20 protein-coding genes are annotated in these 20,391 nt (G+C 64.1%); 16 read left to right on the top strand and 4 right to left on the bottom strand.

Features of this window, described 5'->3' with window-relative positions:
* Nucleotides 1-25 precede the first annotated feature (25 nt).
* Entirely contained in the window at nucleotides 26-1,231 is a 1,206-nt protein-coding gene (locus JKF87_RS04505) for a pyridoxal phosphate-dependent aminotransferase (protein ID WP_201097707.1), read from the bottom strand.
* 122 nt (nucleotides 1,232-1,353) lie between these two features.
* Between JKF87_RS04505 and JKF87_RS04500 the strand changes: the two genes are divergently transcribed.
* From JKF87_RS04500 to JKF87_RS04465, 8 genes are all read left to right on the top strand, one after another.
* Nucleotides 1,354-2,067 (top strand): TVP38/TMEM64 family protein, encoded by a 714-nt coding sequence (locus JKF87_RS04500; RefSeq protein WP_201097705.1) that lies wholly within the window; start codon nucleotides 1,354-1,356, stop codon nucleotides 2,065-2,067.
* Nucleotides 2,068-2,176: 109 nt separating this feature from the next.
* Nucleotides 2,177-2,587, top strand: a complete 411-nt coding sequence (locus JKF87_RS04495; RefSeq protein ID WP_201097703.1) for a hemerythrin domain-containing protein — start codon at nucleotides 2,177-2,179, stop codon at nucleotides 2,585-2,587.
* A 203-nt stretch (nucleotides 2,588-2,790) separates the two neighbouring features.
* Nucleotides 2,791-3,831: a rod shape-determining protein gene (locus JKF87_RS04490; protein WP_201097701.1), complete on the top strand. Its 1,041-nt coding sequence runs from the start codon at nucleotides 2,791-2,793 to the stop codon at nucleotides 3,829-3,831.
* A gap of 148 nt (nucleotides 3,832-3,979) precedes the next feature.
* Nucleotides 3,980-5,131, top strand: coding sequence for a rod shape-determining protein MreC (gene mreC, locus JKF87_RS04485; protein ID WP_201097699.1), 1,152 nt, complete (start codon nucleotides 3,980-3,982; stop codon nucleotides 5,129-5,131).
* Nucleotides 5,128-5,646 carry a hypothetical protein gene (locus JKF87_RS04480; RefSeq protein WP_201097697.1) on the top strand — a complete coding sequence of 173 codons (519 nt, stop codon included), beginning with the start codon at nucleotides 5,128-5,130 and terminating at the stop codon, nucleotides 5,644-5,646. The genes mreC and JKF87_RS04480 overlap by 4 nt, the downstream gene beginning before the upstream one ends.
* Entirely contained in the window at nucleotides 5,643-7,631 is a 1,989-nt protein-coding gene (gene mrdA / locus JKF87_RS04475) for a penicillin-binding protein 2 (RefSeq protein WP_201097695.1), read from the top strand. The genes JKF87_RS04480 and mrdA overlap by 4 nt, the downstream gene beginning before the upstream one ends.
* Nucleotides 7,628-8,785, top strand: coding sequence for a rod shape-determining protein RodA (gene rodA, locus JKF87_RS04470; protein WP_201097693.1), 1,158 nt, complete (start codon nucleotides 7,628-7,630; stop codon nucleotides 8,783-8,785). The genes mrdA and rodA overlap by 4 nt, the downstream gene beginning before the upstream one ends.
* A gap of 65 nt (nucleotides 8,786-8,850) precedes the next feature.
* Complete coding sequence (locus JKF87_RS04465; RefSeq protein WP_201097691.1) at nucleotides 8,851-9,102, top strand: hypothetical protein; 252 nt, start codon at nucleotides 8,851-8,853, stop codon at nucleotides 9,100-9,102.
* Nucleotides 9,103-9,203: 101 nt separating this feature from the next.
* Here JKF87_RS04465 and JKF87_RS04460 read toward each other — a convergent pair whose 3' ends face one another.
* Entirely contained in the window at nucleotides 9,204-10,556 is a 1,353-nt protein-coding gene (locus tag JKF87_RS04460) for an MFS transporter (RefSeq protein WP_201097689.1), read from the bottom strand.
* Between the two features lie 210 nt (nucleotides 10,557-10,766).
* Here JKF87_RS04460 and cyoA point away from each other — a divergent pair, with 210 nt between their 5' ends.
* From cyoA to JKF87_RS04420, 8 genes are all read left to right on the top strand, one after another.
* Nucleotides 10,767-11,996: a ubiquinol oxidase subunit II gene (cyoA, locus tag JKF87_RS04455; RefSeq protein ID WP_236261110.1), complete on the top strand. Its 1,230-nt coding sequence runs from the start codon at nucleotides 10,767-10,769 to the stop codon at nucleotides 11,994-11,996.
* 13 nt (nucleotides 11,997-12,009) lie between these two features.
* Entirely contained in the window at nucleotides 12,010-14,013 is a 2,004-nt protein-coding gene (gene cyoB, locus JKF87_RS04450; RefSeq protein ID WP_201097685.1) for a cytochrome o ubiquinol oxidase subunit I, read from the top strand.
* A gap of 3 nt (nucleotides 14,014-14,016) precedes the next feature.
* Nucleotides 14,017-14,643: a cytochrome o ubiquinol oxidase subunit III gene (gene cyoC / locus JKF87_RS04445; RefSeq protein WP_201097682.1), complete on the top strand. Its 627-nt coding sequence runs from the start codon at nucleotides 14,017-14,019 to the stop codon at nucleotides 14,641-14,643.
* Nucleotides 14,640-15,035, top strand: coding sequence for a cytochrome o ubiquinol oxidase subunit IV (gene cyoD / locus JKF87_RS04440; protein WP_201097680.1), 396 nt, complete (start codon nucleotides 14,640-14,642; stop codon nucleotides 15,033-15,035). Before cyoC ends, cyoD begins: the two co-directional genes overlap by 4 nt.
* Before the next feature lie 64 nt (nucleotides 15,036-15,099).
* Nucleotides 15,100-15,792, top strand: a complete 693-nt coding sequence (locus JKF87_RS04435; protein ID WP_307417433.1) for an SURF1 family protein — start codon at nucleotides 15,100-15,102, stop codon at nucleotides 15,790-15,792.
* On the top strand, nucleotides 15,789-17,117 hold the full coding sequence (locus tag JKF87_RS04430) for an ATP-binding protein (RefSeq protein ID WP_201097678.1): 1,329 nt from the start codon (nucleotides 15,789-15,791) through the stop codon (nucleotides 17,115-17,117). The genes JKF87_RS04435 and JKF87_RS04430 overlap by 4 nt, the downstream gene beginning before the upstream one ends.
* A complete protein-coding gene (locus JKF87_RS04425; RefSeq protein ID WP_201097676.1) occupies nucleotides 17,107-17,643 on the top strand; it encodes a response regulator transcription factor in 537 nt (178 codons plus the stop codon). The genes JKF87_RS04430 and JKF87_RS04425 overlap by 11 nt, the downstream gene beginning before the upstream one ends.
* 352 nt (nucleotides 17,644-17,995) lie before the next feature.
* Nucleotides 17,996-18,682 (top strand): YciC family protein, encoded by a 687-nt coding sequence (locus JKF87_RS04420; protein ID WP_201097674.1) that lies wholly within the window; start codon nucleotides 17,996-17,998, stop codon nucleotides 18,680-18,682.
* Between the two features lie 22 nt (nucleotides 18,683-18,704).
* On the opposite strand, the gene JKF87_RS04415 is transcribed toward JKF87_RS04420, so the two are convergent.
* Both JKF87_RS04415 and JKF87_RS04410 read right to left on the bottom strand, forming a co-directional pair.
* The gene (locus tag JKF87_RS04415) at nucleotides 18,705-19,331 is read right to left on the bottom strand and encodes a response regulator transcription factor (RefSeq protein ID WP_201097672.1); all 627 of its coding nucleotides are present in this window, start codon (nucleotides 19,329-19,331) and stop codon (nucleotides 18,705-18,707) included.
* Complete coding sequence (locus JKF87_RS04410; RefSeq protein WP_201097670.1) at nucleotides 19,328-20,386, bottom strand: sensor histidine kinase; 1,059 nt, start codon at nucleotides 20,384-20,386, stop codon at nucleotides 19,328-19,330. Before JKF87_RS04410 ends, JKF87_RS04415 begins: the two co-directional genes overlap by 4 nt.
* Nucleotides 20,387-20,391 lie beyond the last annotated feature (5 nt).

Genomic DNA, 20,391 nt, shown 5'->3' with positions numbered 1-20,391 from the left:
TTTTTGTTTCAGCCTGTTGTGCGGATCAGCGCAGCGATGCGGCGAAGCGCTGGATGCGGGTGCAGGCTTCTTCCAGCACGGCGTCCGAGGTGGCGTAGCTGATGCGGAAGTAGGGGCTGAGGCCGAAGGCTTCGCCCTGCACGACCGCGACGCCTTCGGCGTTCAGCAGTTCAGTGGCGAATGTGCTGTCGCCGTCGATGACGACGCCCGTCTCGGTCGTCTTGCCGATCAGTCCAGCAATGGACGGATAGACGTAGAAGGCGCCTTCAGGCGTGGCGCAGGTGATGCCGGTCGCCTGGTTCAGCATGGAGACCACCAGGTCGCGGCGCTTTTCAAAGGCGTCGCGGCGTTCGGCCATGAACTCCTGCGGTCCATTCAGAGCCTCGACGGCCGCCCATTGGCTGATGCTGGCGGGGTTGGAGGTCGTCTGGCTGGCCACCTTGCGCATCAGGTCGATAAGCGGCTTGGGGCCGCCTGCATAACCGATGCGCCAGCCGGTCATGGCATAGGCCTTGGACACGCCGTTGACCGTCAGGGTGCGTTCGTAGAGATCCGGCGCGACCTGGGCGATGGTGGTGTATTCGAAGTCGCCATAGACGAGGTGCTCGTACATGTCGTCGGTCAGCACCCAGACGTGGGGGTGACGACGCAGAACCTCGGCCAGGGCTTCCAGTTCGGCGCGCGTATAGGCGGCGCCGGTCGGGTTGGACGGGCTGTTCAGGATCAGCCACTTGGACTTGGGCGTGATCACAGCTTCCAGCACTTCCGGACGCAGCTTGAAGCCGTCCTTCTCTTCACCGACGACGGTGACCGGCTCGCCGCCCGCCAGCAGCACCATGTCCGGGTAGGACACCCAGTAGGGCGCGGGCACGATGACTTCATCGCCGGGGTTCAGCGTGGCGACCAGGGCGTTGAAGATGACGGGCTTGCCGCCCGGCGCGACATGGATCTGGGCCGTCGTATAGTCCAGGCCGTTTTCGCGCTTGAACTTGGCGACGATGGCGGCCTTCAGCTCAGGCATGCCGTCGGCGTCGGTGTACTTGGTCTCGCCGCGATTGATCGCGTCGATGGCCGCCTGCTTCACATTATCGGGCGTGTCGAAGTCCGGCTCGCCGGCGCCGAGCCCAATCACGTCGCGACCCTCGGCTTTCAGCTTTCGCGCCTGGGCGGTGACGGCGATGGTCGCCGAAGGCTTGACGCGGGAGAGGGCGGAGGATTGCAGGCTGGACATGATTATCCCGTGGGTTTTGGAAGTTTTTGCCGGGGAGGCGAGGTTCCTTACGCGTGGTCGCCCCCGGGGACAATGCGTGGATGCTCGCTAATGCGCGGGCGGAGTGATAAGCGGCGCTTCTGATGCGCTGGATCATCGATTTCCTGTCGAACATGGAGGCGCGCCGTTGGCGCGCTGTGCTGGCGACCGCCTTGCTGCTGGGCGCGATGATCGGCTTGTTCGCGATCGGCAAGAGCCAACTCGGTCTGGAGGCGGAAGACCAGCTTGAGGCGTGGCTTGCGGGGTTCCGGCATGGCCCCTGGGGGCTGGTCGCCGCCATCGCCGTGTTTACGATCGCGGCCTTCTTCGGCGCGCCGCAGTTCATCCTGATCGCGGCCTGCGTGGTCGCCTTCGGGCCGTGGTTCGGTTTCCTTTACAGTTGGATCGCCACTGTGGTGTCGGCAGGCGTGACCTATTGGCTGGGCCGCGGGCCGACCGCCCGGCTGCTTGAGCGGCACGGCGGAAAGACCGTGGGGCGCCTGACGCGGTTCGTCGGCAAGAACGCCTTCTACGCCAGCTTCATGATCCGCAACGTCCCGTCTGCGCCCTTCATCGTGGTCAATATGGCGTTCGGCGCCGCGCGGGCGTCGTTCCCTGGGTTCTTGGCGGGCTGCGCCCTGGGCGTGCTGCCCAAAACGGCCCTTGTGGCCTTCTTCGGCGGATCCTTCATGACGGCCGTCAGCGGCGACGGCGTCTGGACCTCGGTGATCCTGGCTGGTGTCGCTCTGGCCTGGCTGATTCTCATGCTGTGCGTTCGTGAACTGGTGAAGCGTCGAGAGGCGTCACGGGGCGAATAATCACAAGATTCATCAGGGATTTTGCGTACCGATGAATTCAATCCTCATTCATGGCGAGCGCTCAGGCTGTGCATAAGTGTACGGAGCGCCGCCTATGGACTTGCGAAGGTTGCATCAGGACCATCGCGCTATCATTCGCATAGCCAGCGACCTGATCGGCGTGTCGCGAGAGGTGCGCAGTCGGGACGACGCCGAAGACGCGCGCTTCCTGATCGAGCAACTTGACCGGGTGCTGGGCCTTCATCTGGAGCTTGAGGACATCGAGCTTTATCCCACCCTGATGGGGTGCGACGATGCCCGCGTCGTTGAAATCACAAAAGACTGCGCTGAAGACATGGGCGGTCTGGCCGAAGCCTGGTGTGATTATCAGCGTCAATGGCCGGTCGAAATGATCCACCGGAACGCCGATAGATTTGCTGTCGTCAGTCGTGTGTTGATGGAGGCGGTCGCCCAGCGCGTGGATCGAGAAGAGCGGGAACTCTATCCGTTGGCGGAATGTCTGGAAACGCGCGCGGCTTAGCCTTGACCGCTGTCGTTCATGTCACGCTAACGAGGCGGTGATCAGGGCTTGTAATCCCAGAAACATACAGGCAAACGGGCCTGAGTAGGCGTGGCGAAGACGATCAGGACGCTGTCCGGCACGGGGATGCCGTGACAGTTAGGGCGTCGCCAAGTCCACTGCAGAACAGACGCCCTCGGTCAGAACAAACGGTATCATTTTCCATGAGCTTTTCCCTTTTCGGCGCGATCTCGAACGACATCGCGATGGACCTGGGCACCGCCAACACCCTGATCTACCAAAAGGGCAAAGGCATCGTCCTGAATGAGCCGTCAGTCGTTGCGCTGCGTAATGTCGGCGGACGCAAGATCGTCCACGCTGTGGGCATCGAGGCCAAGCAGATGCTGGGCCGCACCCCGGGTCATATGGAAGCCATCCGCCCGATGCGTGACGGCGTCATCGCCGACTTTGAAGTCGCCGAGGAAATGATCAAGCACTTCATCCGCAAGGTGCATAACCGCAAGGGTTTCGTGAACCCGAAGATCATCGTCTGCGTGCCGTCGGGCGCCACGGCGGTCGAGCGTCGCGCGATCAATGACTCTTGCCTGAACGCCGGCGCGCGCCGCGTCGGTCTGATCGACGAGCCGATGGCGGCTGCAATCGGCGCGGGCCTGCCGATCCACGAGCCCACGGGTTCGATGGTCGTCGACATCGGCGGCGGCACGACGGAAGTCGCCGTTCTGTCGCTGTCGGGCATCGTCTATTCGCGTTCGGTCCGCGTCGGCGGCGACAAGATGGACGACAGCATCATCAGCTACATGCGCCGCAATCATAACCTGCTGATCGGGGAAACGACCGCAGAGCGCATCAAGAAGGATATCGGCACCGCCCGCATCCCCGCCGACGGCGAAGGCCTGTCGATCGAGGTCAAGGGCCGCGACCTGATGCAGGGCGTGCCGCGCGAAGTCCGCATCTCGGAGCGTCAGGCCGCCGAGGCCCTGGCCGAGCCGGTCACCCAGATCATCGAAGCCGTCAAGGTGGCGCTGGAAGCCACGCCGCCTGAACTCGCCGCCGACATCGCCGACAAGGGCATCATGCTGACGGGCGGCGGCGCACTGCTGCGCGGTCTGGATGTCGAAATCCGCGACCACACCGGCCTGCCGGTTTCGGTCGCTGATGATCCGCTGTCCTGCGTTGCTGTCGGTTGCGGTCGCGTGCTCGAACATCCGCGTTGGATGAAGGGCGTGCTTGAGTCCGCACTCTGATTAAAATCGCGGCGCAGGCCATCTGCGCCGCGATAGTTTTCCCGGTTGCATGATCGACGGTTCCATTCCCGCCTCGATTTTGCGATAGGCAGGCTTAATGGCGGGCACGGTCCCGCCGATTCCAAACCCCTTGTGTGGAAGGTCGCCCGTGGCGTTTCGCGACGGCCCTTTTGAAAACCTGAAGGTGCCGCTGGCTTGGACCGCCGCGGTCGTGGCTGTGGTCGCCATAATCGGCGCCGTGCTTCTGCTCATCAGCGACCGTCGCACCGCGGACGCCGAGTCCAGCTACAGCACTCTGCGCGGCGGGTTTGAGACTGTTGTCGGGCCGGTCAGCAATGTCCTGGCTGCCCCAGTTCATTGGTTCGGAGACGCCAGCAGCTTCATCGGCGGCTATTTCTTCGCCGTGTCCGAGAACCGCCGATTGAAGGCCGAGATTGCAGACCTGCGGTCATGGCGTGACGAGGCGATCGCCTTGAAGAACGTCAACGGTCGTTACGAAGCCATGCTGGGCCTGCGTAGCGAGCCTGCCGTGGCTATGGTCGCCGGACGGGCGATCTCGGATGCGCGCGGTCCCTTCAATCGCGCCAAGCTGTTGGACGTCGGTTCATCCAAGGGCGTTCGCGTCGGCAATCCTGTGCTCAATGAGGATGGACTGGTGGGCAGGATCAGCGGCGTGACCGGCGGCGTCAGCCGCATGATCATGCTGACCGATGTGGCTTCGCGCTTGCCGGTTCTGATCGACCGCACGGATGCGCGGGCTGTCATGACGGGTGACGGCAGCGGCAATCCGCGCCTTGAGTTTGTTCGCGGCACGGGGTCGGTCCAGCCGGGTGATCGCATCCTGTCGTCGGGCGACGGCGGCGGTCTGCCACGCGGCATTCCCATAGGCGTCGCCGCCAAGGGCGTCGACGGCAGCTGGCGCGTCAAGCTGTTCAGCGACCGGGGCGCCATCGACTATGTCCGTGTGCTGCTGTTCCAGGACTTTGGCCAGTTGATTAATCCGGACGCCTTGAACGCGGCGCCTCTGGCGGGTTTGACCACGGCGCCTGAGCCGAATGCGGCACAGGCTGCGGCCATTGCGGATGCGGCGGCGCGCCGTCGTGCAGCGGCGGAAGCTCAGGCGGCGCGGGCTGCTGCGGCGGCGAATGCCCCAGCACCGACGCCTGCGCCTGCGACTCCTGCCGCAAGTACGCCGACGCCGCGCCCCGTCGCACGCCCGGCCCAGCCGTCGGCGGCTGCTCCGGCCCCCACGACGCCTGCGCCTGCGCAACCTGATCCAGCACCGGCAGGCGCCCCGTGAAACGGTCTACCGCGGTCCGCGTCGTTGGGCCTCTTCAGTGGATTGTCTATCCGGCCCTGGCGGTTGTAGCCGCCACCATCATCCTCGGCATGCCGGTCCAGCTTTTCGGCCTGCACTTACCCGAGCCGGTGATCCCGATGGTGCTGGCCTTCTGTTGGCCCTTGATCCGGCCGTCGATGATCGCACCGGCGGTTCTGTTCGGCCTGGGGGTGTTTCTGGACCTGTTCTGGGAAGGGCCTCTGGGCCTGTGGTCGTTGGCGCTGATGAGCGTGTACTGCACGGTCCTGTTCGCCAGGAACCTGATCGCCGGACATGAAGGACTGATCCGCTTCGCCTGGTACGCCGCCTGCACATTGGGCGCCTTCCTGATGGCCTATCTGATCGTGGCCATGCGTTCGGGCAATCCGCCGGCCATCCTGTCGCTGGTGCTACAGGTGCTGCCCACGCTGCTGCTTTACCCGGCGGTCGATTGGCTTCTGGAGCGTTTCGACGACAGCGACACGAGGTTCCGATGAGCGAACCGTCAATCTTCTTTTCCGATGTCAATGAACGTCAGGGCTCGTTCCTGCGTCGGACATTCGTGTTTGGCGGTTTCAGCGGTCTGGGCATTCTGGCCTTGGTCGGACGGCTGGCGCAGCTTCAGATCGTTCAGGCGCAGGAATATGCGACCCTGTCGTCGCAGAACCAGTTCAACTTCCGCATGGTCCCCCCGCCGCGCGGCGTGATCAAGGATCGGAACGGGGTGGTCATCGCGGGCAACCGGCCCAGCTTCCGCGTGCTGGTGGTGCGTGACGAGACCAAGGACCTGGACCAGACCCTGGATCTGCTGGGGCAGCTTCTGCCCGACACGATGGATCGCCGCCGCGCTATCATTCGCGAGGTCAACGCCGCGTCCAAGTTCAACCCGGTGCCGGTCAAGAGCGACCTGACCTGGGAGGAGTTCGCCAAGGTCAATCAGTACGCGCCGGAACTGCCGGGCGTGATGGCCGACATGAACGAGGCGCGATATTACCCGTTCGGCGGAGCCTTCGCCCATGTGATCGGCTATGTGGCCAAGGTCTCGGATCGGGACGTCCAGGCCATTCGCGACAAGGGGCAGCAGCCTCCGGCCCTGTTGTTCAATCCCAGCTTCCGCATCGGGCGTCAGGGCATCGAAAAGGCGCTGGATCAGGATCTGCGCGGCCAGGCGGGGGGGAACCGCGTCGAGGTCGATGCGCGTGGCCGTGTTGTCGCCGAGGACATCGGCGGATCACGTCCGGCGGTGCAGGGGCAGGAAGTCATCCTGACGCTGGACGCCGACATCCAGAACCGCGCCCTGGAGGTGTTTGGCGAAGAATCCGGCAGCTGCGTCGTCATGGATGTGCGCAACGGCGACATTCTGGCCATGGTGTCGTCGCCGTCGTTCGACCCGAACCTGTTCGTGTCGGGCATACCCTCCAAGGCTTACCGCGCGCTGGCCGACTATGAGCGCCGCCCCCTGCTGGACAAGGCCCTGGGCGGCACCTTCGCTCCGGGCTCGACGTTCAAGCCCGTTGTCGGTCTGGCGGCCATGAAGCGCGGTTGGGACCCCAGCCGCCGCGTGGTGTGCAACGGCAGCTTCTTCCTGGGCCGCCGGTTCGCCTGCCTTGGACGGCATGGCGCGCAGGACCTGCGCGGCGCGATCAAGAATTCCTGCAACGTCTATTTCATGACGATCGCCACCGAGTTTGGCCCCGACGCCATCGCTGAGACGGCGCGCGACCTGGGCTTCGGCCAGACCTTCGACATCGGTCTGACCGGACAGAAGGCGGGGCTGGTGCCCGATCGCGAATGGCGGCGTCGGAACCCGGTGCGCGGGGACGGCAAATGGTATCCCGGCGAGACGCCCAGCTATGGGATCGGGCAGGGCGCCTTGAACGTCAATGCGCTGCAGTTGGCCGTCTATACGTCGCGCATCGCCAATGGCCGCCAGGCCGTCATGCCGCGCCTGATCAAGTCGATCGGCGGCGTCGAGCAGAAGGCGGGCACGCCGTTTGGCGAACTGCCCTATGACCCGCAAATGCTGAAAGTCCTTCGCGACGGCATGGAGGCGGTGACGGACGTCGGGGGCACGGGCTTCCGCAACAGCCAGCTGGGGCTGGGCGCCGTGCGCATGGCCGGTAAGACCGGCACCGCTCAGGCCCAGAACTATGGCGCGGGATCACGCAAGGGCGCAGGCCGCCCCTGGGCCCAGAAGGACCATAACCTGTTCATCGCCTATGCTCCGACCGACAATCCCCGCTACGCCGTGTCCGTGATTGTTCAGCACGGCGGTCTGGGCGGCGGCACGGCTGGCGCGCCGCGCGCCCGTGAGGTGATGAAGGTCGCCCTGCTGAAGGACCCGGACATCCGCGCCCGTATCGAACACGCAGGCTTCGAAGCGCCCGAAGACGCCGGCGTGCGTGAGGCCGAGGCCCGCGGAGAGCCGATCGACGCGCCAGCAGTCGATGTCGCCGCACCGCCGCCAGAGGTGACACAGTGACCGCTTCCGCCATTTCAAGACCGGGCGAGCGCGAGCGGTTTTCGACCAAATTGACCCAGATCGACTGGCGTCTGGCGGCCTTGATCTGCGTCGTCGCCGGTACGGGCGGGCTGATGCTGTATTCGGTCGGTGGCGGATCCTGGTCGCCCTGGGCTGCAAAACACATGATCCGCTTCGGCATGTGTCTGGCGCTGATGCTGGTCCTGTCGATGATCAACATCCGCTACTGGTTCTCGATGGCCTATCCCGTTTATGGGGTGGCGCTTCTGATGCTGGCGCTGATCGAGATTCCGGGTCTGGGCTACACGGCCATGGGCGCGACGCGTTGGCTGAACATCGGTTTTACGCGCATCCAGCCTTCCGAAATCATGAAGATCGGCGTCGTGCTGGCCCTGGCGCGCTGGTATCACGGGGCCTCGGCCAAGGAGGCCAGTTTCCATTGGAAGCTGATCTTCCCGATCGGCATCATCGGACTGCCGTTCCTGCTGGTGGCGCACCAGCCCGATCTGGGGTCGGCCATGCTGATCGGCCTGACCGGCGCCGCCATCATGTTCATGGCGGGCCTGAGCTGGAAGATCATTGGCGCCGTTGTGGCGGCGGGCGTCGCCTTCGTGCCGCCCTATGTCATGTTCGGCATGCATGAGTACCAGCGACACCGGGTGCTGACCTTCCTGGATCCAGAGGCCGATCCGTCCGGAACCGGCTATCACATCATGCAGTCCAAGATCGCGCTTGGGTCTGGCGGCCTGCTGGGCAAGGGGTTTGGTCTGGGCAGCCAGAGCCAGCTTGAGTTCCTGCCTGAGAAGCAGACGGACTTCATCTTTTCGGCCGTGTCCGAGGAGTTTGGATTCCTGGGCTCCTTCACCCTGTTGGCCTGTTATGCGGGGATCATCCTGATTTCTCTGCGTATCGCCTCGCTGTCGCACAGCCATTTCGGGCGGCTGGCGTCGTCGGGCGTGACGGCGACCTTCGCCCTCTATGTGCTGATCAATGGCGCGATGGTGATGGGGCTGGCGCCGGTCGTGGGCGTGCCCATGCCGTTGTTGTCCTATGGCGGCACGGTGATGCTGACGGTGATGATCGGCTTTGGCCTGGTCATGGCGACGCGCGTGCACCGCTATGCCGAACTGCCCAAGGGCCATGGCCTGATCTGAGGCTGAGCCCCGGATGTTCGGGGCGGGCGGTTGACCTTTGCCCCGAACAGGCCCCTTGGATGCGGATGGCCACCGAAACCGTTTACATCATCCAGTCCTATGTGCAGGGCAGGGGAAAGTCCCTGCGCGCGGAGCCGCAGGTCGGCTGCAAGGATGCAGAGGAGGCGCGTCGCAAGGCCGAACGTCTGGCGCCTTTGCGTCTGGGCGTCGTGGCCTTCGCTGTATCTGCTGACACCGAGTTGGGCGACTACGACGAAGAACCCACGATCATCTTCAAATCTGGCCAACTGCCGCCGCCCTTTGCCGATGAAGAGTAGGCGGCTTTCCAGCGCGTCGCTGACGTCACATTCGAACACACACGAAAACGCCGCCCGCTGGATCAGCGGGCGGCGTCGTCATTTCAGCTTGTCGCTGGGGCTCAGGCCGCGCGTTTGCGAGGGCGGTCAGAGGCGCTGCCCGCCAGTTCGCGGTTCAGCCACAGGGCCAGCAGGGTGAAGACCGCGCCGGAAAGCAGATAGGCGCCTGCGGCGATCAGGCCGAAGTGGCTGGAGATCCACAGGGCGGCCAGAGGCGCGAAGCCCGCGCCGAACAGCCAGGCCAGGTCCGACGTCAGGGCGGACGAGGTGTAGCGGTTTGTCAGGCTGAAGCTGGAGGCCACGGGGCCCGACGCCTGGCCGAACGACAGGCCCAGCAGGATGAAGCCCGAGATCATGAAGGTCAGCTCGCCCGCCGCGCCGCCGTTCAGCAGTTGCGGCGCAAAGCCCGAGAAGGCGGCGATGCCGGCGGCGGTGATCGCCAGCAGAGTGCGGCGGCCGTAACGGTCAGCCAGCACGCCGGACGCCAGGATGGCGATCAGGCCGAAGACCGCGCCGACCATCTCGATCAGCAGGAAGCGAACCGGCGTTTCGTTGGTGAACAGGAAGACCCACGACAGCGGGAAGACGGTCACCATGTGGAACATGGCGAAGCTGGCCAGAGGGGCGAAGGCGCCGATCCAGATGCGCGGACCTTCCTCGCGAATGGCTTGTGAAACCGGCGTCGGCTGCAATTCCTTGGTTTCGAACGCCTTCTGGAAGGCGGGCGTCACCACAATGCGCAGGCGCGCGAACAGGGCTACGACGTTGATCGCAAAGGCCACGAAGAACGGATAGCGCCAGCCCCAGTCCAGGAAGTCAGCCGCCGACAGGGTGTTCAGGAAGAAGGCGAACAGGGCCGAGGCGACCAGCAGGCCGAACGGCGCACCCAGTTGCGGGATCATGGCGTACCAGCCGCGGCGCTTCTCAGGCGCGTTCAGGGCCAGCAGAGAGGCCAGACCATCCCAGGTGCCGCCCAGCGCGATGCCCTGGCCGATGCGGGTGATGGCCAGCAACACCGGCGCCCACATGCCGATGCTCTCGAAACCAGGGATGAAGGCCACGGACACAGTCGCCGTGCCAAGCAGCAGCAGCGCCGCCGTCAGCTTCGTGCCGCGGCCGAACTTCCGGTCGATGGCGATGAAGATCAGGGTTCCAAGGGGGCGGAACAGGAAGGCGAGCGCAAAGACCGCAAATGAAAGCAGGGTGCCTTCAACCGGCGAAACGAACGGGAAGATCAACTGCGGGAACACGACCACGGAGGCGATCGCGTACACAAAGAAGTCGAAAAACTCGGAGGTTCTGCCAATAATGACGCCGATGGCGATTTCGCCTGCATCCACTTTGCCGTGATGCGAGTTGATAGCGGCGGCGTCGCGTTCCAGCGACTCTGACGAAGGGGTCGTCGAGGCGGACATGGGCTTAGTCGCTCCGTTTGAAACTAGGGTTTAGACTCGACGGCGTATTGCCGCATTATGATCGCGCGGCCTTTGCGACGAAAGTCGCGCTGAGAGGATAGGACAGATTGTCCAATGTCGTTCCAGATCGAAGCTGACTATCGCCGCCAATTCGAACGCCAACCGTCGCGGCGCCTCCCCCTTGCCCGACGCTTTTCGATTGGATCCGCCTTGCGCCGTCTGCGCCTACTCCTGCTCGCGCCCCTCGTGGCCCTGCTGTCGGCCTGCAACATGGTCGTGCTTCATCCTGCGGGCGATATCGCCACGCAGCAGCGTGACCTGCTGGTCTTCTCCACGCTTCTGATGCTGGTCATCGTCATCCCTGTGATGGGGATGGTGGTCTTCTTCGCCTACAAGTATCGGGAATCGAACAAGGCCGTTGAGAAGGAATACGATCCGGATTGGGATCACTCCACGTCGCTGGAAGTGGCGATCTGGGGCGCGCCTCTGCTGATCATCGTCTTCCTGGGCGCTGTCACCTGGGCCGGAACCCACCTTCTAGACCCGTATCGCCCGCTGGATCGGATCAAGCCCGGTCAGGCCGCCAGCGAGCAGGTCGAGCCGCTGCAGGTCAATGTGGTCGCGCTGGATTGGAAATGGCTGTTCATCTATCCAGAGTACGGCATCGCCACGGTCAATGAACTGGCGGCGCCGGTTGATCGGCCGATCCGCTTCCACATCACCTCGTCGTCGGTGATGAATTCCTTCTACATCCCGGCCCTGGCCGGTCAGATTTACGCCATGCCCGGCATGGAGACGAAGCTGCACGCCGTGATCAATCATCCGGGCGAATATGTCGGCTTCTCGGCCAACTATTCCGGCGACGGCTTCTCGAACATGCGTTTCAAATTCCACGGCCTTGATCAGGCTGGCTTCGACCAGTGGATCGCCGGGGTCCGCAGGGACAGCCGCTCGCTGGATCGTGAAGGCTATCTGGAACTGGAGAAGCCCAGCGAGAAGGTCCCGGTCATGCACTTCGCGAACGTCGACGGCGCGCTGTGGGATTCGATCCTCAACATGTGCGTCGAGCCGGGCAAGATGTGCATGGGCGAGATGATGGAGATCGACAAGCGCGGCGGTCTGAACATGGCCTCGGTGCGCAACACCATGCCGCTGGTGTACGACAAGTACGCCGGACGCGGTAAGTCGCCTGCCTATTTCGGTTCGAACGACAGCTACGTCATGACGATCTGCACGCCGCTGCAGGCTGAAGCCGCCGCCGCCGACCGCATCCGCCGCGCCGAACTGGACAACATCTCTGCGCCGGTCAGCCTGGCGCGGATCACCGGGCAGGGCCTGACGCCGCAGGGCGTGCCGATGGCCTCCCTTTCCTCAATCGTCCGCAACCCAGTCGCCACGGGGCCGGTTTCGACCGACGTCCGTTCCGCCCCCACCGCCTGAGCGAACAGAGTCTATGAACGCTGACCAACTCATTCCGCTGATCTTCGGGCGTCTGACGCTCGAAGCTCTGCCCCTGCACGAACCGATCCTGGTCGTGACCATGATCGTCGTCGCCCTGGGCGGCGTCGCCCTGCTGGGCGCGCTGACCTATTTCAAACTGTGGGGTTATCTCTGGAAGGAGTGGTTCACCACGGTGGACCACAAGAAGATCGGGATCATGTACATGATCCTGGGCATCATCATGCTGCTGCGCGGTTTCGCCGACGCCATCATGATGCGCATCCAGCAGGCCATGGCCTTCGGCGGGTCTGAGGGATACCTGAACGCGCACCACTACGACCAGATCTTCACCGCCCACGGCGTGATCATGATCTTCTTCGTGGCGATGCCGCTGATCACGGGCCTGATGAACTATGTCGTGCCGCTGCAGATCGGCGCGCGCGACGTGTCCTTCCCCTTCCTGAACAATTTCAGCTTCTGGATGACCACGGCCGGCGCCGTGATGGTCATGGCCTCGCTGTTCGTGGGCGAGTTCGCCCGCACCGGCTGGCTGGCCTATCCGCCGCTGTCGGGCATTGGCTACAGCCCCGGCGTCGGGGTCGACTACTACATATGGGCGCTTCAGATCGCGGGGGTGGGGACAACTCTGTCCGGCATCAACCTGATCGCGACCATCGTGAAGATGCGCGCGCCGGGCATGGGCATGATGAAGATGCCGGTGTTCACCTGGACCTCGCTGTGCGCCAACGTCCTGATCGTGGCGTCCTTCCCCGTCCTGACGGCTGTTCTGGCTTTGCTGACGCTGGACCGCTACGTCGGCACCAACTTCTTCACGAACGACTTCGGCGGCAACCCGATGATGTACGTGAACTTGATCTGGATCTGGGGTCACCCGGAGGTTTACATCCTGGTCCTGCCGCTGTTCGGGGTCTTCTCTGAAGTCGCCTCGACCTTCTCGGGCAAGCGTCTGTTTGGCTACACGTCGATGGTCTATGCGACCGTGGTCATCACGATCCTGTCGTACCTGGTCTGGCTGCACCACTTCTTCACCATGGGGTCGGGTGCATCGGTGAACTCGTTCTTCGGGATCACCACCATGATCATCTCGATCCCGACAGGGGCCAAGATCTTCAACTGGCTGTTCACGATGTATCGTGGCCGCATCCGCTTCGAACTGCCGATGATGTGGCTGATCGCCTTCATGCTGACCTTCGTGGTCGGCGGCATGACGGGCGTCATGCTGGCCGTGCCGCCCGCTGACTTCGTGCTGCACAACAGCCTGTTCCTGATCGCCCACTTCCACAACGTGATCATTGCAGGCGTGCTGTTCGGTCTGTTCGCCGGCATCAACTTCTGGTTCCCGAAGGCGTTCGGCTTCAAGCTGGACCGCACCTGGGGTCTGGTCAGCTTCTGGTGCTGGGTTGTCGGCTTCTGGCTGGCGTTCGCCCCGCTCTATGTGCTGGGCCTGATGGGCGTCACGCGTCGCATGCGGGTGTTTGATGATCCGTCGCTGCAGATCTGGTTCGTCATCGCCGCCGTCGGCGTCGCCGTCATCGCAGTGGGCATCCTGGCCATGCTGGTCCAGTTCGCTGTCAGCTTTAAGAACCGCGACAAGCTGCGCGACGAAACGGGCGATCCGTGGGGTGGCCGCACTCTGGAATGGGCGACGTCTTCGCCTCCGCCGGACTACAACTTCGCCTTCACGCCGGTCGTCTATGACACCGACGCCTGGTGGGACATGAAGCGCCGCGGATACAAGCGTCCAAAGACCGGCTTCGCTGCGATCCACATGCCCAAGAACACGGGCACGGGCATCATCATCTCGGGCCTGTCCCTGGTGATGGGTCTGGCGCTGGTCTGGTACATCTGGTGGCTGGCGGCGCTGAGCTTCCTGGCGGTGATCGCCGTCGCGATCGCTCACACCTTCAACTACAACCGCGACTACTACATCCCGGTGGAGGAAGTGCGCGAAACAGAAGATGCGCGCACCCGCGCCCTGGCCGGAACGGAGGCCTGATCCATGAGCGCGACCGCGATCAAGACCGACGAACCTGTCGTCTTCCACCTGCCGGAAGAGCCGCATCACCCGGAGGGCTCCAGCACCGGGCTGGGCTTCTGGATGTATCTGATGAGCGACTGCCTCATCTTTGCGATGCTGTTCGCCACCTTCGGCGTCCTGGGCGGCAACTACGCCGCCGGCCCAGGACCCAAGGAGCTGTTCGACCTGGATCTGGTGGCGGTGAACACCGCCATGCTGCTGTTCTCGTCGATCACCTATGGCTTCGCCATGCTGGCGATGGGCAAGAACCGGATCAACCAGACCCTGGTCTGGCTGGCCGTCACGGGCCTGTTCGGCCTGGCCTTCCTGGGGATTGAACTCTATGAATTCGCACACCTGATCCATGAGGGCGCGACGCCCCAACGCAGCGCCTTCCTGTCGTCCTTCTTCGTCCTGGTGGGCACCCACGGCCTGCACGTGACCTTCGGCATCATCTGGCTGGTGACGCTGATGGTTCAGGTCAAGTTCAAGGGCCTGATCCCCGCCAACAAGCGCCGCCTGATGTGCCTGTCGATGTTCTGGCACTTCCTGGACGTCATCTGGATCGGCGTCTTCACCTTTGTCTATCTGCTGGGCATGCTGCGATGAGCGCTGACAATCACGCCGCCGAGGCGCACCACGACGACCATCACGGTCACGACGCGCACGACGACCACGATCACGGCTCGTTCAAGAGCTATATGATCGGTTTCGTCCTGTCGGTGATCCTGACGGCCATTCCGTTCGCCCTGGTCATGACCGGCGCTCTGCCTGCGCAGGCGACCGCCCTGATCGTGATGGCCTTCGCCGTCGTGCAGATCGTGGTTCACATGATCTACTTCCTGCACATGAACACCAAGTCGGAGGGCGGCTGGAATATGCTGGCCCTGATCTTCACGATCGTGATCGTGTTCATCTGCCTGGCGGGTTCGCTGTGGGTCATGCACCACCTGAACACCAACATGATGCCGACGCACGACATGACGCAGATGGTCGGCTGACGGGGGCGGGATCATCGACCCCCAACCTGACAAGGTGCCGCGTTCGCGACTGACACGGACCATCGTGTCGGTCGCAGCGCTGGTGCTTTTCGTCGGCTTTCTGGCGTTGGGCGGCTGGCAGGTTCAGCGCCTGATGTGGAAGACGGCCTTGATCGCCCAGGTCGACGCCCGGGTCCACGCCGCCCCTGTTCCCGCGCCGGGACCTGCGGAATGGGCGACGGTGACGCGCAGCAATGATCAGTATCGCCGCGTGTCGGTCCACGGCGTCTTCCAGAATGACCGCGAGACATTTGTGCAGGCGGTGACTGACGCAGGCGCGGGCTTCTGGGTCATGACGCCTCTAGCGGACGCCCGTGGTTTCACGGTTCTGGTCAACCGGGGCTTCGTTACGCCCGAACGTCGTGATCCGCCGTTGCGCGCGGACGGTCAACTGACGGGTGAGCAGACGGTCGTCGGCCTGTTGCGCATCAGCGAGCCGAAAGGCGGTTTCCTTCGTGCGAACGAGCCGCAAGCCGACCGCTGGCGCTCACGCGATGTGGCGGCGATTTCGGCGCGACGCGAACTGTCGAACGCCGCGCCTTATTTCGTTGATGCGGACGCGACGCCCAATCCCGGCGGCTGGCCGCTGGGCGGGCTGACGGTGATCCGTTTCCCAAACAGCCATCTGATCTACGCCTTGACCTGGTTCGGCATGGCCTTGCTGACAGTCGTCGGCTTCGGCCTGTTTCTGCGCGAAGAGCGTCGGCGCAGGTCATGACAACCAATCTGCAGCGGCTGTTGGGCCTGGGCGGCTGGAATGTCGCCATGCTGTCGCACGACGGCGCCAACCGCCGGAACATGCTGCTGCTGATCCAGTTGCGATGGCTGGCGGTGGCGGGGCAGGTGGCGACCATTCTGCTGGTCCATTATGCGATGCGCATTCCGCTGCCGCTGTTCTGGCTGTTGGTGGCGCCGACTGGACTGGTTCTGGTCAATCTGGTCAGCGCGCCGATCACCGCCCGGCGCAACGGGGTTGAGGACCAGGAGTTGATGGTCGCCTTGCTGACCGATGTGGCGGCCCTGACCTGGCTTCTGTACCTGACGGGGGGCGCGGCCAACCCGTTCGCCGCGCTTTATCTGATGCAGGTCGTAATGGGCGCCGTGCTGCTGGCGCCCGTTTATGCCTGGGCGCTGATCGCCATCACCAGCGCCTGTTTTGCGGGTCTGGGCCTTCATAATCTGCCGCTGAACCTGCCGCCGACGCGAGAGAATGCGCTGTTGAGCCTGTATCTGCAGGGCAGCCTGATCTGTTTTGTGCTGATGGCGGTCCTTCTGGTGCTGTTCGTGACGCGGATCAGCCAGAACCTGCGTGAGCGCGACGCCTCGATGGCGGCCCTTCGCCAGCAGACGGCAGAGCATGACCACATCGTCCGCATGGGTTTGCTGGCGTCCGGTGCGGCGCATGAACTGGGCACGCCGCTGGCGTCGCTGTCGGTGATCCTCAGCGACTGGAAGCGAATGCCGACCCTCACCAATGACGCAGACCTGGCGCAGGACATGGCGGTGATGCGGGCCGAGGTCGAACGCTGCAAATCCATCGTGACCGGCATTCTGATGTCGGCGGGAGAGGCGAGGGGCCAGGCGCCGGAACGCACGACTGTCCGCGCCTTTGTCGCCGACGTGGTCGAAGCCTGGAAGGGCGATGGCGTGGTCACCGAAATCCATGACCGCCTGAGCCAGAACCCGGTGATCATCGCCGACCCGGCCCTGCGTCAGGTGATGGGCGTCCTGTTCGACAATGCAGTGGAGGCAGGCGCCAGACGTGTCGGCCTGACGATCAGCCTTGTCGGCGACAGCCTGGACATCATCGTGCGCGACAATGGGCCGGGCTTTGCGCCGTCGATCCTGGCTGACCTGGGAAAACCCTATGCCTCGACCAAGGATCGCCCTGGCGCGGGCTTGGGCCTGTTCCTGCTGATGAACGTGATCCGATCGCTGGGCGGCAAGGTCGAGGCGTCCAATCCCGCCGCGGGCGGGGGCGAGGTGCGGCTGACGTTGCCGCTGGCGGCGCTGGCGCCGAAGGAGAGCCTTGATGACCGATGACACGCGACTGCTGCTGATCGTCGAGGACGACGAATCCTTCTCCACGACCTTGCGACGATCATTCGAACGCCGGGGCTACATGGTCGTCAGCGCGGCCAGCCCCGAACAGATGGCCGACGTACTGAAGGTGCATCGGCCGGGCTATGCCGTGGTCGACCTGAAGCTGGGCGGCGCATCTGGCCTGAACTGTGTGGAGACGTTGCACGCGTTCGACCCCGAAATGAACATCGTGGTTCTGACGGGGTTCGCCAGCATCGCCACGGCGGTGGAGGCGATCAAACTGGGCGCGCGGCATTATCTGGCCAAGCCCGCCAGCACCGACGACATCGAAACCGCGTTCGGCCGGGCCGACGGCGACGCCGAGACTCCTCTGGGCACACGTCCCACCTCGATCAAGACGCTGGAGTGGGAGCGTATCCACGAAACCCTGGTCGAGACGGATTTCAACATCTCCGAGGCCGCGCGCAGGCTGGGGATGCATCGACGCACCCTGGCGCGGAAACTGGAAAAGCGTCGGGTGACCTGAAGGCGGCTTGCTCCGCGCATATCGCTGGTCATTATAGCCGCAGGACGACAGTGCGGCTGGAGCGACGATGCGCGGTGAAGTGTTGGGGATCGATGAGGCCGGAACTGGCAGCATCGTTGGCGATGATGGTGCGCGTTATCGATTTGAGCCTTCCGCCGTCCGTGCGACCTCGCCCTTGAAGGTGGGGCAGCGCGTGGATTTCATCGCCACCGACGACCGCCAGGCGCAGGATATCATGGCCCTGGCGACGCCGCCGATCGCGAGCGCAACCCCTCGAACGTCGTCCAGTTTTGGAGGATTTGATCTTGGGCGGGTGATTGGGCGGACGTTTTCGACCATCAGGGGCAACTGGATGGCCTTCTTTGCCGCCGCAGCCCTGTTCGTCGGCATCCCGAGCGCCTTGATGGCCTTCGGTCAGGCCGATCTGACCACCAGTGAGGCAAGCGCCACGGCGTTTCTTGCCATGATCCTGGGCTGGGCCTTGTATTTGGTGGGCGCCTATGTGGTGCAGGGTATGGTCGTCAAGGCGGCGATCAACAGCTTCAACGACAAGCAGACCACCTTTGGCGAGGCGCTGAGCGCGGGTGCGAAAGTGTTCCTGCCGCTTTTGGGGTTGGCGATCGTCGCGGGCGTAGCGACAGGATTCGGCTACATCCTATTGATTGTGCCGGGCATAATGTTGACGGTCCTGTGGTCCGTATCGGCGCCTGCTGTCGTCGCTGAAAAGCGCGGCGTTTTCGAAGCCATGCAGCGCAGTCGCGACCTGACGCGCGGCTATCGCTGGCACATATTCGGCCTGCTGGTGATCTATCTGGTCCTGTCGATGGTCGTGGGCATGTTGGTGGGCGGGGTGAACCTGGCGGCTGGTGGGACCTTCGGCGGCGGCGCGCCCGGTACAGTCGTGACCATGATCACCAACGCCCTGACCAACACCCTGACCAGCGTGGTGGCCTCGGCTGGCGTGGCGGCGCTTTATTACGAACTGCGCGCAATCAAGGAAGGCGCGGGGCCAGAACAACTGGCGTCCGTGTTCGACTGATCTAATTCTTCTGGTTTTGCATTTATCCCTCTAACGCCGTCAGTTCGTCGGTCATTCGCACCAGATCGGTCAGTGAGGCGGCGCCCATTTTCTTCATGGATTTGGCGCGGCGGACTTTGACGGTGATTTCCTTGACGTCCAGTTCGGCGGCGATCTGCTTGTTCAACTGGCCCCGCACGACCAGACGCACGACCTCGCGTTCACCAGGGGTCAGGCTGCGCCAGCGGTCTTGAAGGGACGAGGTCGAGACGGCTTGCGCCAGTCGCTGGCGGTCACGCTCTAGGGCGACCTGAACCGCGTCCAGCAGGTCCTGATCGCGGAAGGGCTTGGTCAGGAAGTCGACGGCGCCGTCCTTGATCGCCTTGACGCCCATGGCGATGTCGCCGTGACCGGTGATGAATATGACCGGCAGGCGCACGCCCAGCCGCTCCATCTGCTGATGAAAGTCCGTTCCGCTCTGGCCCGGCATCCGCACGTCCAGGATCAGGCAGGCGGGCCCCTCGCCGCGCGGCGCGGTCAGAAAGTCCTGCACCGAGGCGAAGACGCGGGTGTGCAGGGACACGGAATCCAGCAGGTCCGCCAGGCTGGCGCGCAGCGAGGCGTCGTCGTCGATCACATAGACGGTGGGCGCTGGCTGATCCGGGGTCATGGCTTGTCTCCGGCGACGGGCAGGTCGAAGGCGAAACGGGCGCCGCCCATAGGCGAGGCCTCGGTCCAGATGCGCCCGCCATTGGCCTCGACGATGGTGCGGCAGATGGTCAGGCCCAGGCCGAAACCGCCGGTCTTGGTGGTCCAGAAGGCGTCGTAAAGATGCTCCGCCGCCTCGGCTGACAGCCCCGGGCCGTTATCGGCGACGGCGACCGTCAGGCGGTCCTGGACCAGACGGGTGGTGACGGTCAGTCGGGGGCTGAGTTTCGGGACGGCGGATGCGGCCTCGATCCCGTTCAGCAGCAGGTTGCTGACCACCTGCTGCACCTGCACCCGGTCGGCGAAGGCGGCAGGCAGGCTCTCAGACAGGTCCGCATTGATCACCGCACCGCTGGCGCCCGCCGCTGACGACGACAGGGCGATGATCTCGGTCACGGCGGCGTTCAGATCAAAGATGGACGAGGCGGGCGCCTCGTTGCGAGCCAGACGCCGCACGCGGTCCAGGATCTCGCTGGCCCGGTCGGCGTCGCGGGTGATGCGGTCGACGGCGGCCAGGGCCTTTTCGGTGTTGGGCTGGGGCTGGGTCAGCCAGCGGCGTCCGGCTCCGGCGCTGGCTGCGATGGCGGCCAGGGGTTGGCTGACCTCATGGGCGATGGAGGCGGTCAACTGGCCCAGCGTCGTCAGACGGGCGATGCGGGTGATGCGTTCGCGGGCCTCGTGTATCTGGGCTTCGGCGCCTTTCAGCTTTAGGCCCAGATAGGCGGTGACGCCGATGGCGACCACGCTGATGCCGGTGTTGATCAGGCCGATCTTGTAGTCGCCCGCCGGCGTCAGCACGAAGCTGAGACAGGTCAGGACCACGCAGGCGACAGCCAGCGCCGCCACCGCCCGAACACCCAGGAACCGCGTGGCCACCAGCATGACCGCCGTGTGGAAAATGGCCACGGCGACGGCGTAGTCGGTCAGGGTGTCGGCGATGAAGATGGCCGCTACGGCGAACACCAGGGCGGCCAGCACGACGGCGTAATTCGATCTGATCCGTGCGGCGCTTGGCAAGCCCG

This window comes from Brevundimonas nasdae (genome assembly GCF_016654005.1).
In the GTDB taxonomy this organism is placed as follows: domain Bacteria; phylum Pseudomonadota; class Alphaproteobacteria; order Caulobacterales; family Caulobacteraceae; genus Brevundimonas; species Brevundimonas nasdae.
The sequence above is the reverse complement of the archived record's forward strand: the minus strand, read 5'-3'. Positions and strand labels throughout refer to the sequence as shown.